This window comes from Rhodococcus (subgen. Prescottella) equi (assembly GCF_003013675.1).
GTDB classification, from domain to species: Bacteria; Actinomycetota; Actinomycetes; order Mycobacteriales; family Mycobacteriaceae; genus Prescottella; species Prescottella equi.
Genome location: NZ_CP027793.1, coordinates 4,790,713 through 4,811,638, shown reverse-complemented (window position 1 = coordinate 4,811,638; position 20,926 = coordinate 4,790,713). Strand labels below are relative to the sequence as shown.

General features: G+C 68.6%; 19 protein-coding genes. 17 read left to right on the top strand and 2 right to left on the bottom strand.

All coding sequences use genetic code 11. The annotated features are described in order from the left end of the window. The first annotated feature begins 36 nt into the window (after nt 1–36). From C7H75_RS22250 to C7H75_RS22195, 12 genes are all read left to right on the top strand, one after another. On the top strand, nt 37–792 hold the full coding sequence (locus tag C7H75_RS22250) for a class II aldolase/adducin family protein (RefSeq protein ID WP_005517234.1): 756 nt from the start codon (nt 37–39) through the stop codon (nt 790–792). Beyond that, on the top strand, nt 789–1,097 hold the full coding sequence (locus tag C7H75_RS22245; RefSeq protein ID WP_005517236.1) for a hypothetical protein: 309 nt from the start codon (nt 789–791) through the stop codon (nt 1,095–1,097). The genes C7H75_RS22250 and C7H75_RS22245 overlap by 4 nt, the downstream gene beginning before the upstream one ends. Further along, nucleotides 1,094–1,996 carry an NAD(P)-dependent oxidoreductase gene (locus tag C7H75_RS22240; protein ID WP_106851848.1) on the top strand — a complete coding sequence of 301 codons (903 nt, stop codon included), beginning with the start codon at nt 1,094–1,096 and terminating at the stop codon, nt 1,994–1,996. The genes C7H75_RS22245 and C7H75_RS22240 overlap by 4 nt, the downstream gene beginning before the upstream one ends. Beyond that, a complete protein-coding gene (locus C7H75_RS22235) occupies nt 1,993–3,213 on the top strand; it encodes an alpha-hydroxy acid oxidase (protein ID WP_106852058.1) in 1,221 nt (406 codons plus the stop codon). Before C7H75_RS22240 ends, C7H75_RS22235 begins: the two co-directional genes overlap by 4 nt. A 79-nt stretch (nt 3,214–3,292) precedes the next feature. Continuing rightward, on the top strand, nt 3,293–4,441 hold the full coding sequence (locus C7H75_RS22230; protein ID WP_013417388.1) for a steroid 3-ketoacyl-CoA thiolase: 1,149 nt from the start codon (nt 3,293–3,295) through the stop codon (nt 4,439–4,441). Beyond that, nucleotides 4,441–5,265: an SDR family NAD(P)-dependent oxidoreductase gene (locus C7H75_RS22225; RefSeq protein ID WP_106851847.1), complete on the top strand. Its 825-nt coding sequence runs from the start codon at nt 4,441–4,443 to the stop codon at nt 5,263–5,265. The genes C7H75_RS22230 and C7H75_RS22225 overlap by 1 nt, the downstream gene beginning before the upstream one ends. Nucleotides 5,266–5,312: 47 nt before the next feature. Then, complete coding sequence (casG, locus tag C7H75_RS22220) at nt 5,313–6,953, top strand: steroid-24-oyl-CoA synthetase (protein WP_041674462.1); 1,641 nt, start codon at nt 5,313–5,315, stop codon at nt 6,951–6,953. 371 nt (nt 6,954–7,324) lie between these two features. Next, nucleotides 7,325–8,902 (top strand): ABC transporter substrate-binding protein, encoded by a 1,578-nt coding sequence (locus C7H75_RS22215; RefSeq protein ID WP_013417385.1) that lies wholly within the window; start codon nt 7,325–7,327, stop codon nt 8,900–8,902. A 39-nt stretch (nt 8,903–8,941) separates the two neighbouring features. Further along, nucleotides 8,942–9,883: an ABC transporter permease gene (locus C7H75_RS22210; protein ID WP_005517246.1), complete on the top strand. Its 942-nt coding sequence runs from the start codon at nt 8,942–8,944 to the stop codon at nt 9,881–9,883. Continuing rightward, nucleotides 9,880–10,773 carry an ABC transporter permease gene (locus tag C7H75_RS22205; RefSeq protein ID WP_013417384.1) on the top strand — a complete coding sequence of 298 codons (894 nt, stop codon included), beginning with the start codon at nt 9,880–9,882 and terminating at the stop codon, nt 10,771–10,773. The genes C7H75_RS22210 and C7H75_RS22205 overlap by 4 nt, the downstream gene beginning before the upstream one ends. Continuing rightward, entirely contained in the window at nt 10,760–11,815 is a 1,056-nt protein-coding gene (locus tag C7H75_RS22200; protein ID WP_106851846.1) for an ABC transporter ATP-binding protein, read from the top strand. The genes C7H75_RS22205 and C7H75_RS22200 overlap by 14 nt, the downstream gene beginning before the upstream one ends. After that, the gene (locus tag C7H75_RS22195) at nt 11,812–12,618 is read left to right on the top strand and encodes an ATP-binding cassette domain-containing protein (protein WP_005517249.1); all 807 of its coding nucleotides are present in this window, start codon (nt 11,812–11,814) and stop codon (nt 12,616–12,618) included. The genes C7H75_RS22200 and C7H75_RS22195 overlap by 4 nt, the downstream gene beginning before the upstream one ends. Nucleotides 12,619–12,623: 5 nt before the next feature. Here C7H75_RS22195 and C7H75_RS22190 read toward each other — a convergent pair whose 3' ends face one another. After that, nucleotides 12,624–14,189: an MFS transporter gene (locus C7H75_RS22190; RefSeq protein WP_044991437.1), complete on the bottom strand. Its 1,566-nt coding sequence runs from the start codon at nt 14,187–14,189 to the stop codon at nt 12,624–12,626. Nucleotides 14,190–14,261: 72 nt separating this feature from the next. Between C7H75_RS22190 and C7H75_RS22185 the strand changes: the two genes are divergently transcribed. Continuing rightward, nucleotides 14,262–14,999, top strand: a complete 738-nt coding sequence (locus C7H75_RS22185) for a TetR/AcrR family transcriptional regulator (protein ID WP_022598219.1) — start codon at nt 14,262–14,264, stop codon at nt 14,997–14,999. Here C7H75_RS22185 and C7H75_RS22180 read toward each other — a convergent pair. Then, on the bottom strand, nt 14,925–15,962 hold the full coding sequence (locus C7H75_RS22180) for an adenylate/guanylate cyclase domain-containing protein (protein WP_064058671.1): 1,038 nt from the start codon (nt 15,960–15,962) through the stop codon (nt 14,925–14,927). The genes C7H75_RS22185 and C7H75_RS22180 overlap by 75 nt on opposite strands. Nucleotides 15,963–16,085: 123 nt before the next feature. Between C7H75_RS22180 and C7H75_RS22175 the strand changes: the two genes are divergently transcribed. The 4 genes from C7H75_RS22175 to C7H75_RS22160 all read left to right on the top strand — a co-directional run bounded on the left by C7H75_RS22175 (nt 16,086) and on the right by C7H75_RS22160 (nt 20,912). Then, entirely contained in the window at nt 16,086–16,823 is a 738-nt protein-coding gene (locus C7H75_RS22175) for a DUF6319 family protein (RefSeq protein WP_081122218.1), read from the top strand. Between the two features lie 184 nt (nt 16,824–17,007). After that, nucleotides 17,008–17,664 carry a S1 family peptidase gene (locus tag C7H75_RS22170; protein WP_041674861.1) on the top strand — a complete coding sequence of 219 codons (657 nt, stop codon included), beginning with the start codon at nt 17,008–17,010 and terminating at the stop codon, nt 17,662–17,664. 252 nt (nt 17,665–17,916) lie between these two features. Next, entirely contained in the window at nt 17,917–19,563 is a 1,647-nt protein-coding gene (locus tag C7H75_RS22165) for a class I adenylate-forming enzyme family protein (protein ID WP_084847796.1), read from the top strand. Between the two features lie 47 nt (nt 19,564–19,610). Beyond that, a complete protein-coding gene (locus C7H75_RS22160; protein ID WP_005517257.1) occupies nt 19,611–20,912 on the top strand; it encodes an MFS transporter in 1,302 nt (433 codons plus the stop codon). The last annotated feature ends 14 nt before the right edge of the window (nt 20,913–20,926 follow it).

Sequence of the window (20,926 nt, the reverse complement as noted above, 5' to 3'; positions counted from 1 at the left end):
GCCGTCGCGCCTCGCATCACGAGAGGAGATACTTCGTTGGAATTCACACCCACCGCAGACCGTCTGATCCCGGAACTCGATGCCCGGGAGGAGATGGTCATGCTCGGCCGCACCCTCTGGAACGAGGGGTACCGCGACCACCTGGCCGGCCACATCACCTACAACCTCGGTGACGGCACCCTGCTGTGCAACCCGTGGCTGCTGACGTGGGAAGAGGTCTGTCCGGACGATCTGCTGCGGATCGATTTGCAGGGCAACCTGATCGAGGGCGACTGGCCGGTACCGCTCGGGATCCCGCTGCACCTCGCGCTGCACAACGCCCGTCCCGAAGTGGTGTGGGCGCTGCACAACCACTCCGAGTACGGCACGGTGTGGGGCGACATCAAGGAGGTGCCGCCCGCGTACGACCAGAGTTCGAGCCTGGGCGGCGGCGAGGTGGTTCTCGTCGACGAGTACGACGGCGCCGTCAACAGCATGGAGGCAGCCGAGAAGGCGGTCCGCGCGATCGGTGACGCCGACCGGGCGTTGCTCGGCGGGCACGGCGTCTTCGTCATCGCCGACACGGCCAAGGCGGTCTTCCTCCGCGCGGTGGCGCTCGAACAGCGCTGCAAGAACGCGTGGATGGTCCGTGTCGCCGGCGGACCGGACAAGACGTCGCTGCCGGACTGGTGGCTCGACCGGCAGCTGAAGAACGACGGCAACGGCTTCCACGGCTTCTGGGAGGCCGCGGTGCGCAAGGAGATGCGGGCCGATCCCGTCCTCGCGCAGAAGATCCTGTCGCGGCCGCGATGACCGAGACGTTCACGACGGACGTGGCGGAGGGCTCGGGCGCGGAGCCCGAGCCCGGCGCCGCGGCCCGTCCTGCCGACATCTTCACCTGCCGCGAGGTCATCCGGATCATCTCCGGTGTCGAGCGACGGCCGCCGGGAGAGCGGCTCGACGAGTACTACTGGGCCGAACTGCTCGCCGGATGTACCGAATCCGAAGTGCTCGAGGCCACGTGGGAGCACTACCGGCGGCAGTCACGGCCCATCTGGCCCGCCGACATCCTCGGCTGGGTGGCAGCCCGCCGCGCGGACAGCGACGCCGACCGATGACGCGCACGGTGGTACTCGTCCCCGACGCGCGCGGTGTGGCCGCACTCGCAGGCATCCCGCACGTGAGCGCGGTGGTGTACGACCCGAAGTGCCCACAGGTCCCGGACGGCGCGGCCGATGCCGAGATACTCGTCGCGAACGGCCTCGATCCGGCCGGGGCGGGTTCCCTCTTCGCCCGGTTGCCGTGCCTGCGGATGGTGCAGCTGTTCAGTTCGGGAGTCGAACGTTGGACCGGAGTCGTGCCCGAGGGCGTGACGGTCTCGAACGCGGACCGGGCCCACGGCGGCGCGGTCGCGGAGTGGGTCGTCGCGCAGTTGCTCGCCCACGTCCGGGATCTCGCGGGCTACCGGGCCAAGCAGCGGGACCGGCAGTGGGAGGCGCACCGCACGGGGACACTGTCGGGTCGGAGCGTCCTGGTGTTCGGGGCGGGCGACATCGGTGAGAACCTTCGACGACGGCTCGAACCGTTCGGCTGCACGGTCACCCTCGTCGGCCGGACGGCGCGTGCGGGTGTCGTGGACTTCACGCAGGGCCGGGCGGTGCTCGGCGACCGGGACGTCGTGATCCTGGCTCTGCCGCTGGATGATTCGACGGTGCACCTCGTGGATGCGGGGTTCCTCGGCGCGATGAAGGACGATGCGGTGCTGATCAACGCCGGACGCGGTGAACTCGTGGACACACAAGCCCTTCTCGGGGAGTGTGGGCGGGTGCATGCGATCCTCGACGTCACCGATCCCGAGCCGCTCCCCGTCGAGCATCCGATGTGGACCGCACCCGGCGTGGTGGTGACGCCGCATGCCGCGGGCATCACCGACGACGTGCTCGACCGGTGCTGGGCCGCGGCCGCACGCAAGATCGCCGCGTACGTCGCTCCGTCCCGGGCGGTGGTGTCGGGATGAGGGCCTTCGGATTCGACTGGCAGTGGCGCGCATCCGGAGAACCGCTCAGCGTCGAGGACTACCGTCGCGCCGCGGGCCGCAAGCTCCCGCGCATGGTGTGGTCGTACATCGAGGGCGGTGCCGACGACCTGCGCACCGTGGCCGGCAACCGGTCGGCGTTCGACGACTGGTGGCTGGTGCCGAGCGTCCTGGCCGGGCACGACACTCACGACCTGTCCACTCGGGTTGCGGGACTGCCGGTCTCGATGCCGGTACTGACGGCGCCGACGGGATTCAACGGACTCACCCGGTGGAGCGGCGACCTCGACGCGATCCGGGCCGCCGAGCGCGTCGGCACCCGGTGCGTCGTCAGCACGGCGTCGACGTGGTCGGTCGAGGAGATCGCGGACGCCGCCGGCGAGAAGCACGCCTTCCAGCTGTACCCCGGTTCGGGCGGCGTCGCCGCGGCTCTCATGCGCCGCGCGTGGGCGGCCGGATTCCGGTCCCTGTTCGTGACGGTCGACGTCCCGGCCGTCGGGAACCGCGAGGGCGAGAGGCGGGAGGGGATGGGCGTCCCGCCCGTCCTCACCCCGCGTCGGCTGCTCGACATCTCGCGTCATCCGCGGTGGGCCTACGACGTCGTGAAGCATCGGCGGATCGGCGGGCGCAACCTCGCGTCCGGAGACGGTGTGACCGCGGCACTCGCGTCGATCGAGATCCAGGAGCGCCAGCTCGTCCAGTCGCGGCTGAACTGGGACGACGTGGCTTGGATGCGGGACAACTGGCACGGCACCGTGCACCTCAAGGGGGTGTTGCGGCCCGAGGACGCGGCACGCGCGGTGGACCTCGGACTGGACGGCGTCGTCGTGTCGAATCACGGGGGCCGCCAACTGGACGGCTGCGTGCCGTCGGTCGCGGCGCTGCCCGCGGTGGCCGACGCCGTCGCCGGACGCGCCGAGGTGCTGCTCGACGGCGGCATCCGCCGCGGCACGGACGTGCTCAAGGCGCTCGCCCTCGGGGCCGACGCGGTGCTCGTCGGCCGCCCGTGCCTGTACGGCATGGCGGTCGCCGGGGAGCGCGGCGTCGAACACGTGCTCACGATCCTGCGCGAGGAGATCGCGCGCGGACTGACCCTCCTCGGGGTGCGCGACATCCAGGACCTCGACCGGTCCCACGTGCGCCCGGCGACATCCGATGATCAGAACACGGTTTCGATCGAGGCGATTACCACCCAGTGAGACTCCCGCCACAACGGAATCGAATTCATCGGTATCAAGAATCGCGTTCCACACTGATGCCTGCTCGAGGAGGACTGCAATGGGTAACCCGGTGATCGTGGATGTGGCGAGGTCTCCGATCGGTCGACGTGGTGGCTGGCTGTCGGGACTGCACGCCGCGGAGTTGCTGGGTGCGGTGCAGTCCGGAATCCTCGAACGCCTGGACCTCGATCCGGCCCTGATCGAACAGGTGATCGGCGGCTGCGTCACGCAGGCCGGAGAGCAGGCGTCGAACGTCAGCCGCAATGCGTGGTTGCATGCGGGCCTGCCGGAGCGGACCGGCGTGACGACCATCGACGCCCAGTGTGGTTCGGGTCAGCAGTCGGTGCAGTTGATCGCGGCACAGATCGCGGCCGGTGTCATCGACGCCGGTCTGGCGTGCGGCGTCGAGGCGATGTCCCGGGTTCCGCTGCTGTCGAACATCAAGGGCGATGTCGGCAGCCCCAAGCCGCCGGGCTGGGCCGTGGACATTCCGGCACAGTTCGAGGGTGCCGACCGAATCGCCCGTCGGCGTGGATTCACGCGTGAGGATCTCGACGCGTTCGGTCTGCGCTCGCAGCAGCGCGCAGCGCAGGCGTGGGCGGAAGGCCGCTTCGACCGGGCGATCATCCCGGTGAAGGCGCCCGGCACCGACGGTGGTGCTCCCGCCGAGGTGTCGCGCGATCAGGGGCTGAGGGAGACCTCGCTCGAGGCGCTCGCGAAGCTGAAGCCGGTTCTCGACGGTGGTCTGCACACCGCAGGTACGTCGTCGCAGATCTCGGACGGCGCCGCCGCGGCGGTGCTGATGGACGAGACCCGGGCCCGGGAGCTCGGTCTGCGCCCGCGTGCCCGGATCGTCGCGCAGTGCCTGATCGGTGCTGAGACGCACTTCCTGCTCGACGGTCCGGTGCAGGCCACCGAGTACCTGCTGGGCCGGACCGGCCTGTCGGTCAAGGACATCGACCTGTTCGAGGTCAACGAGGCGTTCGCCGCGGTCCCGATGTCGATGGCCCGCGTGCACGGTGTCGACGAGGAGCGGCTCAACGTGAATGGCGGTGCGATCGCCCTGGGTCACCCGGTCGGCTCGTCGGGCGTCCGGCTGATCGGCGCGGTGATCGACGAACTCGAGCGCCGCGACGGCGAACGCGCACTGGTCGCGGTGTGCGCCGGCGGTGCGATGGCAACCGGAGCGATCGTCGAGCGCATCTGATGCCCGCCCAGCTCACGGGTTTCGACGGGAAGGTCGCGGTCGTCACCGGCGCCGGGCGGATGCGCTCGATCGGCCGGGAGATCGCCGTCGAACTCGCCCGTGCCGGTTGCGATGTCGTCGTCACCGGCACGGGACGCACGCCGGACCGCTTCACCGACGAGGAGAAGGCCGCGGGCTGGCGCGACATCGAATCCGTCGCCGACGAGATCCGGGCGCTGGGACGCCGGGCGACCGCGGTCGTCGCGGACGTCGCCGACGAGGATTCGGTGAACTCCCTACTCGCGCAGGTCCAGGCGGAGTTCGGGGGCGTGGACGTCCTCGTCAACAACGCCGCCGCTTCCCGCGGCGGCGACCGAGTCCCGGTGACCGAGCTGGACGTCGACGTCTGGGACCGCGTGCTCCGGGTCAACCTGCGGGGCACGTTCCTCATGAGCCGGGCCTTCGCGCGGGCGATGGTCGAGCGAGGCGCCGGCGGCTGCATCGTCAACATCTCGTCGATCGGCGGAAAGACCGGCGGCGCAGACACCGCCGCCTATGCCGCGTCCAAGGCGGGGGTCCAGTCGCTGACGTCGTCGATGGCCAAGGAACTCGGTCGCTCCGGGATCCGGGTGAACGCGCTGTGTCCGGGCGTCACCTCCACCAGCCGTCTCGACGACTGGCCCGCATACGTCTGGCAGCGGTACGTCGAAGCCAACATTCCGTTGCAGCGCGCGGGCCGTCCTCGCGAAGTAGCCTGGGCCGCAGTCTTCCTGGCCAGTGATCAGGCGGCGTGGGTCAGTGGCCAGTCCTGGAACGTCGACGGCGGCCAGCTCACGATCCGCTGACCCACGCCGGCCGGCCCCGAACGATCCTTCCCCGGAAAGGTGCAGTGATGTCCGAGATTCGTCCAGTACCCGATGCGCGTGCGGCGGCCGTCGCGCGGCTGACGGCGCCGGGTGCGGCCTTCGAGATCGCCCCGGAGCCGGTGCGCGGCGCGGCGATGCCGGTGTTCCGCAACCGGCACCGATCGCTGCATCAGCTGCTGATCGAGTCGGCTCGCTACGGCGATGCCGAGTATCTGGTGTGCGACGAGCTGCGCCTCACCTTCGCCGAGCATCTGGCTCGGGTGGCCTCGCTCGCCCAGGAGTTCCGGACGCGGTACGGGATAGGCGAGGGCGATCGGGTTGCCATCCTCTCGGCGAACAACGCCGAGTGGATCATGACGTTCTGGGCGGCCACGGCGCTCGGCGCGATCACGGTCGGCATGAATTCGTTGTGGTCGGCGCGGGAGATCGCCTACGGTGTCGAACTTTCCGAACCGAAGCTGATCGTGGCCGACGGGCCGCGGCGGGAGCTGCTGGGTGCGGTGGACGTCCCCGCGCTCTCGACCGAGGTCGACATCCCCGCGCTGTCGACCGCGCAGCCGGGCGCGGAACTTCCGGTGCCGGACGTAGGCGAGGACGATCCCGCGGTGATCCTGTTCACCAGCGGGACGACGGGTCGGCCGAAGGGTGCGACGCATTCGCAGCGGAACATGGTGGCCGCGGTCGACTTCCACCGGTTCAACGACGCCTTGGCGGCGGAGTTGGGGCGGCCGCCCGGCGCGCGCAGGTTCCTGCTGGCGACGCCGCTGTTCCATATCGCGGCGCTGCACAACCTGGCGGTTCCGCGGCTGGCGTTCGGAGACACCGCGGTGATCACCACGGGCCGGTTCGACATCGATCGGGTGCTGCGGTTGATCGAGCGTGAGCGCTTGACGAACTGGGGTGCCGTCCCGACGATGGTGAGCCGCCTGGTCGAACACGACCTGTCGGCATACGATCTGTCGTCACTGCAGACGATTTCGGTGAGCTCGGCGCCGTCGTCCGCGGCGCTCAAGGAGCGACTGCGGCAGGTGTTGCCGGCCGCGGGGCGGTCGCTGGGTACCACGTACGGGTTGACGGAGTCGTCGTCGGCGGCCACGTTGGCGACGGCCGCGGACCTGGCGGAACGGCCGGACACCGTGGGTACGGCCGTGCCGACGATGCGGGTCGAGGTGCGGGACGAGGTCGGCCGGCCGGTGCCGGACGGCGTGGAGGGCGAGATCTACCTGCGGGGTCCGCTGGTGATGCTCGGCTACTGGAACAACCCGGAGGCGACCGCGGCGACCATCGACGAGACCGGCTGGATGGCTACCGGTGATCTGGGGACGATGGAGGACGGGTATCTCCGGATCAGCAGCCGCCGTTCGGATCTGATTCTCCGCGGCGGTGAGAACGTGTATCCCGCCGAGGTCGAGGACGTGCTCGTGGAGCATCCCTCGGTACGCGAGTGCATCGTTGTCGGGACCGAGCACGCCGACTACGGCGAGGAGGTCTGTGCGGTCGTCGTCGTCGACTCCGATGCGCCGGTGACGGAAGAGGAGTTGTCCGTGTACATGACCGAGCGGATCGCGCGGTACAAGGTTCCGAGTCGGTGGATCCTCCGGGGCGAGGAACTGCCGCGCAACGCGACCGGCAAGGTCAAGCGGGTGGAGGTTCTGGCTACTCTGTAGTAGCCGTCTTCTCGAAAAGTGCTGTGACCAAGAGAAACTGGCCGGTACACACCGTGTGGGTGCGTACCGGCTCAGCGCTGTCCGGGCCGGGATCTCGGGCGCGAGACGCTGGTTGCGCGGATGAGTGTCCATATTGCGGTTTCCGCTTGCACAACGAGCGTTGAGTGCTGTTATTGTCATCACAGCAGCGTGAGATCGGAATCACACGATGCTGCTTGGTTTTCGAGAGCGTCGAGACGACGCCTCGACTCGGCGCGGACCGTCCGAACTGCACGACAGTCGGGTAGGTGGATCGCCTGCTGCAACTCGATACGGCACATGCGCGTCAACGTGATCGGTGATCCGGTCGCGGATCTTCGAGAGGACACACAATGAGGGACAAGTGGATTCGTGGGTCGCGGAACCTGGCGGCGGTAGCGGTTGCCGCGGTGGCCTTGGCCGGCTGTGGTGGCGGGGCGTCGTCCTCGCCGACATCGTCGGGTAACTCCGGCGAACTCGACACGTCCGCGACCCTGCGGGTCGCGACGGCTGCACCGTCCCGAAATCTCGACCCGTACCTGCAGACCAGCGTCGGTGGCTACGGCTACCTCTCACCCATCTTCGACCGGCTGACCGTGGTCGACGCCGACGGCAATCTCGAACCCGGGCTTGCGGAGTCGTGGGAGTTCGCTCCCGACGGCTCGTACCTGGAACTGAAGCTGCGCAAGGGTGTGACGTTCCACGACGGTGCCCCGTTCGATGCAGCCGCGGTGGTCGCCAACATCGAGCGCGGCCAGACGATGGAAGGCAGCACGGTGGTGGCTGCGCTGAAGAGCATCACGGGCACCGACATCGTCGACGAGCACACGGTACGGCTGCGGCTGGCGCCGGGCGCGGGCGTCGAGCTGCCGGGCGTCTTCAGTAACAACGCGGGAATGATGATCAGCCCGAAATTCATCGAGGCCGGCACGGACATCCGCAACGATCCCGGGAAGAGCGGATCGGGAGCGTACGAGGTCGCTTCCTATGTGCCTGAGGAGTCGCTCACGCTCGTACGCGCCGAGGGCACCAACTGGGATCCGGACGCCGGCAAGGTGGCCAAGATCGAGATCAAGGCGATGCCCGATGCCAGCACCCGGTTGAACGGCCTCAAGACCGGCGCCGTCGACATCAGCTGGGTCAGCTCCGCCAACGAGGTCGTCGAGGCACAGTCGCTCGCGAAGAGCGGCACCCTCGCGGTCGACGAGGTCTCGTTCCGCAACGTCCTCGGTGTGTACATGCGGGCGCAGGGTGATCTGGCCAAGCCGGAAGTGCGTCAGGCCGTGGCCTACTCGATCGATCCGGCCGCCGTCAGCGCCCTGTTCTCCGACACGTGCACGCCTCGGCAGCAGTTGTTCCCGGCCGGCAGCTGGGCGGCGGACGACTCCTACCAGTACCCGTACGCCTTCGATCTGGACAAGGCCAAGAGCCTCGTCCAGGGCGTCGGTGGAGCCCCGAAGATCACGCTGACCTTCGGCGCGGGCACGAATACGGAGAAGCCCGCCAACGTCATCCAGTCCATGCTCGCGGCGGCGGGGCTCGACGCCGAACTCAACCCGGTGCCCAACAGCCAGAACGAACCGCGATACGTGGCCGGTGACTTCCAGTCCATGGTCGCCAACAGCTTCACGCCGCGCGTCGATCCGGCCGAGACCGTCAGCACGTACATCACGGGACCCTACGATCTGTCGAACGGCAACTCGCAGATCAAGGAACTCGCCACGAAGGCCGCGAACCCGACTCTGTCGCAGGACGAGCGCGCACCCATGTACCAGGACATCGCGGAGCAGACCCTCGAGGAGGCGATGTTCGTACCGATCTGCAACCTCACCAATGCGACCGTCGCGACCGACAAGGTCACGGACATCGACGGAATCGCCTGGGTGAACAACGGGCTGTTCGATATTCGCCACGTGGGGATCGCGAAGTAGCCGTCACCTTCGGTCATCGACACCTGTTGAGGGGCAGCCATGTTGCGTTATGCCGGTAGGCGTTTGTTGGCGGCGATTCCGCTGCTGTTGGTCGTGCCGTTCCTGATCTTCGTGCTGATCGATCTGGCGCCGGGTGATCCGGCGGTCATCCTCGCGGGTGAGGATGCGACGCCGGAACGGTTGGCGGAGTTGCGGACGACGCTGAATCTGGACCAGAACGTGTTGGTGCGGTATCTGGACTGGGTGGGGTCGGTGCTGCGGGGCGATCTCGGGGTGTCGCTGCTGTCGAACCAGTCGGTGGCGGACCTGTTGCTCCGGCGGATGGCGACGACGCTGTCGCTGGTCGGGTTCGCGATGGTGCTGGCCGTGGTGATCGGCCTGGTGTTGGGCGTACTCGGGTCGCTGCGCCCGGGTGGCGTCGTGGACCGCGCGATCAACGTGATCGCGTCGATCGCGATCGCCATCCCGGCGTTCTGGTTCGGTCTGGTGCTGGTGTCGTTGTTCGCGGTGTCGAACCAGATATTCCCGGCGTTCGGGTACGTGCCGCTCTCGGACGGTGTGGTGCCGTGGTTCCAGCACCTGGTGCTGCCCGGTGTGGCGTTGGCGTTGCTGCCGGCGGCGGAGGTGACGTTGCAGTTGCGATCGGCCCTCGGACAGGTGATGGGCAGCGACTACATCCTCAACGCGAAGGCCCGGGGACTGGGCACCGCGAGTGTCGTCCTCAAGCACGGACTGAAGAACGCGTGCATCCCGGTGGTGACGGTCCTCGGTTTCCGAGTCGCGGAGGTGCTCGGCGGTGCGGTGACGATCGAGATCATCTACAGCATGCCGGGGATGGGTTCGCTGGCGGTCAACAGTGTGCAGAACCATGACGTTCCGGTGCTGCTCGGGTTCGTGTTGTTCACCACGTGCGTGGTGGTGCTGGTGAACCTGTTGGTGGACATCTCGTACGGCTACTTCAACCCGAAGGTGCGCGCATGACGACGACGACTGCTTCCTCGATGCCGGGTGATGTCGAGTCCCGCAACGGTTTCGGTTCCCGCTTACTCGGGTTCGTACGGCGTCGGCCGGTGACCGCGATCGCCGGTGCGTTCGTGCTGCTGTTGGTGCTGATGGCCGTCTTCGCGCCGCTGATCGCGCCGTACGACCCGTACGCGCAGGACGTGGTGAACCGGCTGCAGCCTCCCTCGTCGGCGCACTGGCTGGGGACCGACGACTACGGCCGGGACGTGCTCAGCCGGTTGATCTACGGTGCCCGGATCTCGTTGCAGGCGTCCCTGCAGGCGGTGGCGCTGGCGTTGGTACTCGGGCTGCCGTTGGGCGTGATCGCCGGGTACCGCGGTGGCTGGGTGGACACGGTGCTGACCCGGATCATGGACGCGCTGATGAGCGCCCCTTCGCTGGTGCTCGCGATCACGATCGTCGCGGTGCTGGGGTCGGGTATCACCAACGCGATGCTCGCCGTCGGTCTGGTGATGGCGCCGCGGTTCTACCGGGTGGCGCGGGCCTCGACGATGGACGTCCGCGGGGACACCTATATCGAGGCATCGGTGGCGTTGGGGTGTAAGACGTCCCGGACGATCGTGCGGCACATCCTGCCCAACGTGATGCCGCCGATCGTTCTGGTCATCTCGGTCTCGCTCGGCACCGCGGTGGCGGCGGAGGCGAGTCTGAGCTTCCTCGGGCTCGGCGCCAAGGCGCCGGCGGCCAGTTGGGGCTCGATGCTGTCCACGGCGGCGTCGAACATGCAGTTGGCCCCCTACCTGGTATGGCCGCCCGGCGTGATGATCTTCCTGACGGTGCTGGCGTTCACGTATCTCGGCGACGGTGTGCGCCGGGCGTTGACGAGGAGTCGCAATGGCAACAACTGACACGCTGGTGCGCCCGGACCGGGCCCCGGTCGACCCTGCCACGCCGCTGTTGCGGGTGCGGGATCTGACGGTCCAGTTCCAGTCCGGCCGCAAGCAGTGGGTGACCGCGGTCGACGGGGTCTCGTTCGACGTCGCCGCCGGTGAGTCGGTGGCACTGGTCGGGGAATCCGGTTCCGGCAAGACCGTCTCGTCACTCGCGGTGATGGGGTTGACCGGCGATACCGGGGGGCGGATCGCCCGCGGCAGCGTCGAATTCGACGGCCTCGATCTGACGAAGCAGCCGCACAAACAGTGGCAGGGGCTGCGCGGCACGGGAATGGGCATGATCTTCCAGCAGCCCATTCGCTCGCTGAATCCCGCCTACACCGTGGGCGATCAGATCGCCGAGTCGGTGCGCAAGCACCTCGGCCTGGACCGCAAGGCGGCGATGGCGCGTGCGGTCGAGATGCTCGAGCTGGTGCAGATCCCACGGGCGGCGGACCGGGTGCGCGAGTACCCGCACGCCTTCTCCGGCGGCATGTGCCAGCGGGTGATGATCGCGATGGTCATGGCCTGCAACCCGCGTCTGCTGATCGCCGACGAGCCCACCACCGCGCTGGATGTGACGGTGCAGGAGACGATCCTGGATCTTTTGCGGGACCTGCAGGAGCAGACCGGTATCTCGCTGCTGTTCGTCACGCACGACCTCGGCGTCGTCGCGGAACTGTGCGAACGCGTCGTGGTGATGTACGCGGGGGAGGTGATCGAGGACGGCCGCGCCGACGAGGTGTTCTTCACGCCCCAGCACCCGTACACGTCCGGGTTGCTGGCATCGATCCCACGTCCCGGCATCAGTAACGATCGGCGGTTGACGGCGATCCCGGGCCGGATCCCGGCGGCGGGGGAGTGGCCGGCGGGCTGTCACTTCCACGACCGTTGCACCCACGCCCGGTCGGGCCTTTGTGACACAGCGCATCCCACGCTGGCCGAGACAGCCCCCGGACGGGCGGCGCGCTGCCTGCGCGTGGCGGATCTGCAGTTGGAAGGAGTGAGCGCGTCATGAGTCTGCTCGAGGTTGCGAACCTGACCAAGTCGTTCTCCACCCGCCGTGACTTCCTGGGCCGCCGGACCGGATGGACGCACGCGGTCAAGGACGTCTCGTTCACCCTTGACGCCGGGGAATGCCTGGCCGTGGTCGGTGAGTCCGGGGCGGGGAAGTCGACGGTCGGACGGATGGTGTTGCGGCTCATCGAAGCCGATTCGGGCAGCGTCGTGTTCGGCGGTGAGGACGTTCGCGCCGCGAAGCCCGCCCGACTCCGCCAGATGCGGCGCGGCATGCAGATGATCTTCCAGGATCCGCACTCCTCGCTCGATCCGCGGATGACGGTCGCGGACGCGGTGATCGAGCCGCTGATCGTGCACACCGATCTCGACCGGGCCGCTCGTACGCAGCGGGCCCGGGAGTTGCTCGACAAGGTCGGCATCGGGTCCCGTTACCTCGGCCGGTACCCGGCCGAACTCTCCGGCGGCCAACTCCAGCGCGTCGCGATCGCCCGGGCGCTTACCCTCGAGCCCGAGATGATCGTGTGCGACGAACCTGTTGCCGCACTGGATGTCTCGGTGCGGGCGCAGGTGCTGAACCTGCTCCGGGACCTACAGGAGGAGCTCGGGCTGGCGTACCTGTTCGTCTGTCACGACCTCGCGTTGATCGAGGTCATCGCGGACCGGGTCATGGTCATGAAGTCCGGTGAGGTCGTCGAGACCGGCACCGTCGAGCAGATCTACGCCTCCCCGGCGCAGGACTACACCCGGAAACTCCTGGACGCCATCCCCGTGCCGGTCCCCCGCGCGGCCCGCCAGGCCTGACCTGGTCAGTCGACGTCGGCAAGAGCCTCGTGCGCGGGTGCCTCGTCGATCGATGCGATGCCGCGTCCGCCCGGGGCCCACAACCCGAGAGCGACGGCGCTGACGAACATGACGCCGGCCAGCGCCAGGGAGGCCTCCTGCATGCCGTGGAGGAACGACTCCTTCGCGAAATCGGCCAGCTGCTCTCCCTGGGGGCCGGCCAGTTTCGACACCTCGAGGGCGGCGGCGAGGGAGTCGCCGACCGGCTGCTTGGCCTGCTCGGGTACCGCATCGACAGCGGGCGCGATGTTGCGTCCGTACCCGGCTGCGAGCACGCTGCCGGCGAGGGCCACGCCGATCGCGGCACCGATCTCTCGGGTGGCGTCGTTCACGGCGGACGCCACACCCTGCTTGGCCACCGGCGTGTTCTGCACGATCGCGGTGGTCGCCGGGGCGGTGCACAGGCCCAGGCCGACAGCGGCGATCAGCAACGGCACGGCGACCTCGCGGTACGTGCTGCCGGCGTCGAGCTGACCGATCAGTGCGAGCGCCACGCCGAGTACGGCGAGCCCGAGGAACGTGAGGATCCGCAGGCCGATGCGCGGGATCAGCCACGGCGCCGCCACCGACAGCCCGATGACGACCACCGCGATCGGTGCGAGCGCGAGCGCCGACTGCAGCGGCGAGTAGCCGAGCACGAGCTGCAGGTGCTGGACGATGAGGAAGAACAGACCGAAGGTCGCAAGGAACTGCATCAGGAGCGACACCGCGCCGACGCCGAACGTGCGGTTGCCGAACAGGCGCACGTCGAGCAGGGGGTGTTCGGTGCGGGCCTCGAGGACTGCGAAGAGCGCTCCGGCGGCCAGGCCGCCGACGATCGCGGCGAGCACCCAGGGGTCGAGCCAGCCCCGCCCCGGCGCCTCGATGATGCCGAGCACGAAGAGCCCGATCGCCCCGGCGCTCAGCACCGCGCCGCGGATGTCGAACGTCGACGGGTGCTCGTCCCGCGAGGACGGGATGGTGAACGCGAGAGCGAACAGCACGGCGGACACCCCCGCGAGTCCGATGAAGATCGCGTGCCAGGACCACTTCTCGAGCAGCAGGCCCGATCCGATGAGTCCGGCGATGCCCCCCGATCCTGCGACGCCCGACCAGATGCCGACGGCCTTGGATCGTTGCGCCGCAGGGAAACTGGCGGTAAGTATCGACAGCGTCGCCGGCATGACGAACGCTGCGCCGAGGCCCGCGACCGCGCGGGCGCCGATGATCTGGGTGGGGCTGTCCAGCAGGATCGGCGACGCCGACGCCAGCCCGAACAGCAGCAGTCCGATCACGAGCAGGCCGCGGCGGCCGTAGCGGTCACCGAGCGCGCCCGACGGCAGCAGCAGGCACGCGAGCGCGAGTGTGTAGCCGTCGACGATCCAGGTGAGTTGCGCCTGGGTGGCCCCGGTGTCCCGGGCGAGGTCGGCGAGTGCGGTGTTGAGTGCCGCCATCGCGGCCACGACGAGGGCGACCGCCGCACACGACACGGTGAGAGTCCAGATCTGTCCCCAGGTCATCCGGTCGTTCGTTCCCGTGTACTTTCCAGCCATGCGGGCCTCCCCTAGGAAACAAGACTGTCAGTATCGTAGGTGAACTGGTGGTTCCACAAAAGGTGGTGACGGATGGGTACGGACGACAGCGACGGGTCGGCGAGCGACCAGGACCCCAGGAAGGCGCGCTCGCGGGCGCGGTTGCTCGACGCGGCTACGACACTGCTCGTCAAGGGCGGCACCGAGGCGGTGACGATCGACGCGGTCACCAAACTCGCGAAGGTCGCGCGCGCGACGCTGTACCGGCATTTCGACAGTGGCACCGAACTGGTGGCCGCGGCGTTCGGGAAGCTCGTGGCCCCGGCCCCGGAGACAGCCGTCTCCGGTGGCCTGCGTGAGCAACTCGTCGAACTGCTCACGGCGCAGGCACGGATGATCGAGGACGCTCCCATGCACATCACCGCGCTGTGCTGGCTCGGGATGGGCCCCGCGCTCGACGACTATTCGAGTGCGTCGGACCTCGAGGCGGGCGACCGGCCGGGGAAGAGCCGGCCCGAGCTCCGGTCGCTGCGCGAACACGTCGTCGTGCAGTATCGGGCGGCGTTCGACCGCGTGCTCGGCACCGACGAGGCCAGGGCTGCGCTGGGTGACTTCGACTACGACCTCGCCCTCGCACAGTTGGTCGGGCCGCTCGTCTTCACCCGGTTGGCGACGTTGGCGCCGCTCGGCCCCGATGCGTGCGTGCGGATCGTCGACGATTTCCTCGCGGCGCGGCAGGCCGGCCGGGCCCGAGACTCAGCGCTGGTCGCGGACGGGCCGCAGGGCGAAGGCGCGCAGCCGGGAGTAGCCGCGGACGCGGAGGGGGCGTAGCGAGCGCAACTGGACCCCGTCGTCGTCCACCAGTGCCGCCGACAGTTCGGCGTCGACCAACACCGTTCCGGGACGGGCCGCGCTGGTCAGCCGCGCGGCGATGTTCACGGCCTCGCCGAACAGATCGCCGAAGCGGACGAGGACCGGACCGAGCGCCAGACCCACCCGCAGATCCGGCTGCTCCGGGTGCGTGCGCGCCGCTTCCTGGAGGCCGAGCGCGATCCGGGCCGCGTCGGACGCGTGTTCCGCCGCGAACATCACTTCGTCACCGACGTTCTTGATCACCCAACCGCCGCCCTGCGTGATGACCGACGTGGTCTGCGACTCGAAGTCCTCGAGCAGCGCACTGAGCTCGTCGACCCGGATCCTGCGCGTCAGGCTGGTGTAGCCGACCATGTCGGCGAACCCGACGACGAGGGTGCGGTGCGTGGTGTCCTCGCCGACGCTGCCCGCCCTGCGCGCTGTCGCGGCCGCGAGGTGCCGGCGCCATACGTACGACTGCAGTGCCTCGACCGTGGGCAGCAACCCCGAGGTGAGCGCGCCGACGGCGTCGCGCAGGGCACGCTCGTCGAGCGTGCCGGCATCGAGGTGGGTGGCGGCGAGCTCCTCGGCCAGATGCGAGTTGAGTACGGCGACCTGCCACTCCGCCAGTCGCGACATCGACTGACCGAGCGCCCGGGTGGCGGCCACTGCGGCGTCCTGGGCCAGGGCGCCGCTGTCGACGAAACCGACCAGACCCCGTAGTGCTGCAGCGTCGGCATCGGTGAACATCGCCGCGTCGGGGTCGGCATCGATGGCGAAACCCATCGACACCCAGAGGCGTTGCGCGCGTTCGAGGGGCACCCCGGCGATTTCGGCGACCTGTTCGCGGGTGTACCGGCGGGGGCCGCCCAGGAGGGTCTGCTCCACTTCCGACTGGATGAGGCCGAGCACAGTGGGATCGAGGTGCTCGGAGAGTTCCAACGCACGCCCCTTTCGTGATGGTCGCCCAAGAATGAACCACGACAGAGCGGGCCGCAACGACTGTCGGGTGCCTGTGGGAAGGTAGCGGTGCAAGCAGTCGTTCGGTACCAGGAGGACCCCATCATGCCGCCCCGCAGTCGTTCCGGAGCAGGCTCGGCAACGCCGGAACATCTCACCGCGGAGAACCTCGAGACGCTGGCAGCAGCCGTCGCCGAGGGCAAGCGCGCCACCGTGTACCTGCGCGAGGCCACCCCGAGCCTCGGCATCGAGGCCGGATGTTCGGCGAAAGTCGTTTCCGTGGAAGGGAACACGGTCGTCATCAGCCCCAAGGGGGTCAACGACGAGCTTCCGTTCGAAGCAGAGGAACTGCGCATGACCCGCAAGGCTCCGGAGCCGGTCAAGTCGACCCGGCCAGCGAAGGCCGCGGCTCCCGCGCCGAAGCCCGCGGCGGCTCCCGCGCCCAAGCCGGCAGCGGCCCCCGCGCCCAAGCCCGCGTCGGCGCCCAAGCCTGCCCCCACACCTGCCGCGGTCACCAGCACGGCACCCCAGGCGCCACCGGCACCCGCGCCGCGTCGCGCGAAGAAGGCGCCGGCGGGTGTGAGTGTGACGATCCATGCCGGCGCCGAGAACGACTGGACGGTGACCGTGACGCACGGCGCGAAGCGCCCGGGGAAGGCCACTCCGGTCAGTCCCGACGCGGTCGATCGGGCGATGCGTGAACTCGGTGACGACGTTGCGCTCGAGGCGGTCCAATCGGTCATTTCCGCAGCACGCGAGGCTGCAGAGCAGCGAATTGCCGCATTGTCGAAGGAACTCGAGGACGCGCGCCGTGCTCTCGAAGCGCTGGGGTCGACCTCCTAGTCGGCGATTGGGTGACGATCGGATCAAGGCTGCCCGAGCACTGACGCTCGGGTGGGAAAGTTGCCGGTGAGTGTCCCGCCGACTCGAGCGTGGAAGCGTCCGGGGCGTGCAAGCAAGGGCTGACAGCAGGCATGTGGCGGTGATCGACCGATGGCACATTCGTAGCGCCAAGCGGGAGGGCAACATGCTCAAGCGACTTTCCTTGATCTTCGCAGCGTTGGCGGTGATCGCCGGCATGCTCGGCGTCGGCACCGCGACCGCGGCGCCACCCAGAGCGGTTCTGGGCGGCGGGTCCGGAATCGTGATCGACGAGATGTATCAGTGCACGCTCACGACAATCGGACACGACAACGCCGGCCGCCTGGTCGGCATCACGGCGGGCCACTGCGGCGAGGCGGGTTGGCCGGTGGTACCCGAGTCCGATCCGGACGCGGGTGTGGTGGGCAGGTTCGTCGTGTCGAACTCTGATTACGACTACGCGGTGATCGAGTTCGATCCCGCGAAGGTGACTCCGGTGAACACTATCGGTCAGGTCACGATCACCGATATCGGCAAGCCGGCGCAGTTCCCGGCCGTCGCATGCAAACAGGGCCGTACCACCGGGCACACGTGCGGAGTCGTCTACGGCGACGTGCTGCAGTCGCAGGAGACGTGGACCCAGTTGTGTGTCATCGAGGGTGATTCGGGATCCCCGGTCGTCGTCGGGACCACTCTGGTGGCGATGGTGAACGCGTATCTCGGGGTGGCGTGCCTCGGCCCGGAACTCGGCACCAATATGACCGCGATCATCGACAACATCAACGCGACAGGTGGCGTCGGGGCGGGATTCAGACCCATCTGACGCACCGCTGTCGCCTGCTTCACCGCCACGTGCCGGACCCGCGATCGGGTCCGGCACGTGGCATTTCGACGGGTAGACGGCAGTCCGGCGACGCTCTCCTCCCGGCTCCCACTTGACAGCAGATGTGTGACCCGTAACACTCGCTAACCATCGCCGACCGATCGATCGGTCGGTCGTTTGTCGGAAGAGTTCGGCCGGGCGAAGCCGTGGAACGTGCTGGCTCGGGTTCGCTGCTGGAAGGGAGCTGGTCTCATGCCCCACCCGTGGGTTGGTCTCTATCCGAAAGGCGTGGATCCGCAACCGCAACTCCGGTCGGAATCACTCGTCGACGCGTGGACGGCGCGCGTTGCCGCCGATCCGGACGGCGTCGCAGTGCGGTACTTCGACGGAACGCTCACTGCGCGAGAACTGGACGAGGAGTCGGACGCCCTCGCGGTGGGACTGCGGGACAGGGGGGTGCGTCGGGGTGACCGGGTCGGGATCTATCTCCAGAACATCCCGCAGTACGCGATCTCCATGCTGGCGCTGTGGAAGGTGGGGGCCGCGGCGCTGCTGCTCAACCCGATGTATCGGGGGCGGGAGCTGCGGCACCTCGTGGCCGACGCCGGAGCCGTGGGTGTCATCTGCGCCGACACTGTCGCGGCCGAGACGGCGGAGGCGTTGCAGGGCACGTCGGTCGACTGGTTCGTCACGACCTGCGACCTCGACTACCAGACCCGCAACGACCCGCGCGTGTTCGACGAGGCGGATCGGAGGCCGGGTGCGGTGGGCGAGGCCATGTCCGACGTGGTGGCGCGCCACCGCGGCGAGCGGCCGCCACGGCTCGAACTCGGTGGCGACGATCTCGCGATCGTCGCCTACACCTCGGGCACGACGGGTGCCCCGAAGGGCAGTCGCAACACGCACGCCAATGTCCTCGCGGTGGCGCGCACCTACGGCGATTTCGTCGGGCTCGCCGACGGCGACGTCGTGTTCGCGGTGGCGCCGCTCTTCCACATCACCGGCGCCGTGATCAACGCGGTGGTGGCGCTCGTACGCGAGTGTGCGCTCGTGTTCGCCAACCGGTTCCACCCCGAGGTCACCCTCGACGCCTTCGTCGAACACGGAGTGACGTTCACGATCGGCTCGATCACCGTCTTCAACGCCCTGTACCGGGCGCCCGGCGCGTCGGCCGAGCACTTCGCCTCGATCAAGACGTTGTATTCGGGCGGGGCGCCCATCCCGCCGGCCACGGTCCGCAAGTTCGAGGACCGATTCGGTCACTACATCCACAACGCGTTCGGGATGACGGAGACGTCGTCGGGGGTCGTCGCCGTTCCCCCGGGGGTCCGCGCCCCGGTGGACGCCGAGAGCGGATCGCTCGCGATCGGCATCCCGCTGCCCCTCGTCGAGGCGCGCATCGTGGACGAACGTGGCGACCAGGTGCCGACCGGGACGCCGGGGGAGTTGGAACTGTCCGGGCCGCAGATCATCTCGGGGTACCTCGGTCGGCCCGAAGACACGGCGAAGACCTTCCCGGGCGGCCGGCTCCGTACCGGTGACGTCGCGATCATGGACGCCGCCGGCTGGATCCATCTCGTGGACCGACTCAAGGACCAGATCAACGTCTCCGGTTACAAGGTGTGGCCGCGCGAGGTGGAGAGCGCGCTGCACGAGCACCCCGGCGTCTACGAGGCGGGCGTGACCGGCGAGCCCGACGACTACCAGGGTGAACGCGTGGTCGCCTTCGTCGCGCTCAATCCCGGTGTCGAGGTGGACGAAGCGGAACTCGTCGCCTTCGTCGGGGAGCGCCTGGCGGCCTACAAGAGGCCGCGGCGCGTCCACATCGTCGACGCCATCCCCAAGACCCTCACGGGAAAGATCCGGCGCACCGAACTGCGGACGCAGTCGGCGTCCTGAAACCCGTTATCCGACAATCGTGTCCATCGAAAAGGCTGGAGATATCCGTGGCATCTGAGGTCATCGAGAGGGATCGACTCCGGTCGACGTCCGGATCGGACATCCGGTCCAAGAAGAAGTCGCTCCTCGCGAGTGCGGTCGGCAACGTGCTGGAGTGGTACGAGTGGAGCGCCTACGCGGTGTTCGCCCCGTTCATCGCCGCGGTGGTGTTCGACAGCTCCAATCCGGTCTCCGCGCTGTTGTCGACGCTCGCGGTCTTCGCGGTCGGGTTCCTGATGCGGCCGCTCGGCGGCATCGTGTTCGGGCGGATCGCGGACCGCCGAGGACGCAAGTTCGTGCTCGTCACCACGATGCTGATGATGGCCGGCGGCAGCCTCGTCATCGGCATCATGCCGACCTACGACTCCGTCGGTATCTGGGCGTCCGTGATCCTGTTGGCCGCACGCATCACGCAGGGTTTCGCGCACGGCGGCGAGTCTGCGACGGCCTATTCGTACGTGAGCGAGATCGCGCCGCCGCATCGCCGTGGCATGTGGGGAAGCGTCGCCTTCATCGCCATCTTCGGTGGTTCCGCGCTCGCGTACTCGGTCGGCGGCGGGGTGACGTCGGTGCTGTCGAACGATGCGGTGGCCGAATGGGGTTGGCGGATCCCGTTCCTGATCGGTGCGCTGCTTGCGCTCGTCGCGCTGTACCTGCGCCGCAGCATGGAGGAGAGCGAGGTCTTCGACGCCCAGGCCGCCGACGAGGGACCGAGGATTCCTCGTGCCACGGTCGTGCGGGCGGTGCTGCTGATGATCGGTATGACGTCGGGAATCACTGCAGCGCACTACACCTGGACGTCGTACATCTCGACCTACGCGATCACGCAGAAGGACATGAACCCAGATACGGCGTACTGGATGCTCGTCGTCGCCCAGTTGATCGCGCTCGTCTCGCTGCCGTTCTGGGGGCTGCTCTCGGACCGGATCGGCCGGCGACCGATGCTCTTCGCGTTCGCCGGACTGATGTTCGTCCTGCAGTTTCCGCTCACGGCGATGATCACCTCCTCGGGTTGGACGCTGCTCGTCGCGACAACCACGGCGCTGCTCGTGGTGTCGATCCCGGCGTCGGTCCTCTCGGCGACCCTGTCCGAGAGCTTCCCCACGAAGCTGCGGACCCAGGCCATCGGCTTCGCGTACTCCATCTCGGTCGCGGTGTTCGGCGGATCCTCGCCCTACCTCAACCAGCTCCTGGTGGGGCAGGGCATCGGATGGGCGTTCAGCATCTACATCATGGTGCTGTGCGCCTTCACCGGAATCGCCTGCATGTTCATGCGGGAGACCAAGGGAATCCGTCTCGAGGACGCCTGATCCGTCGTCACCGG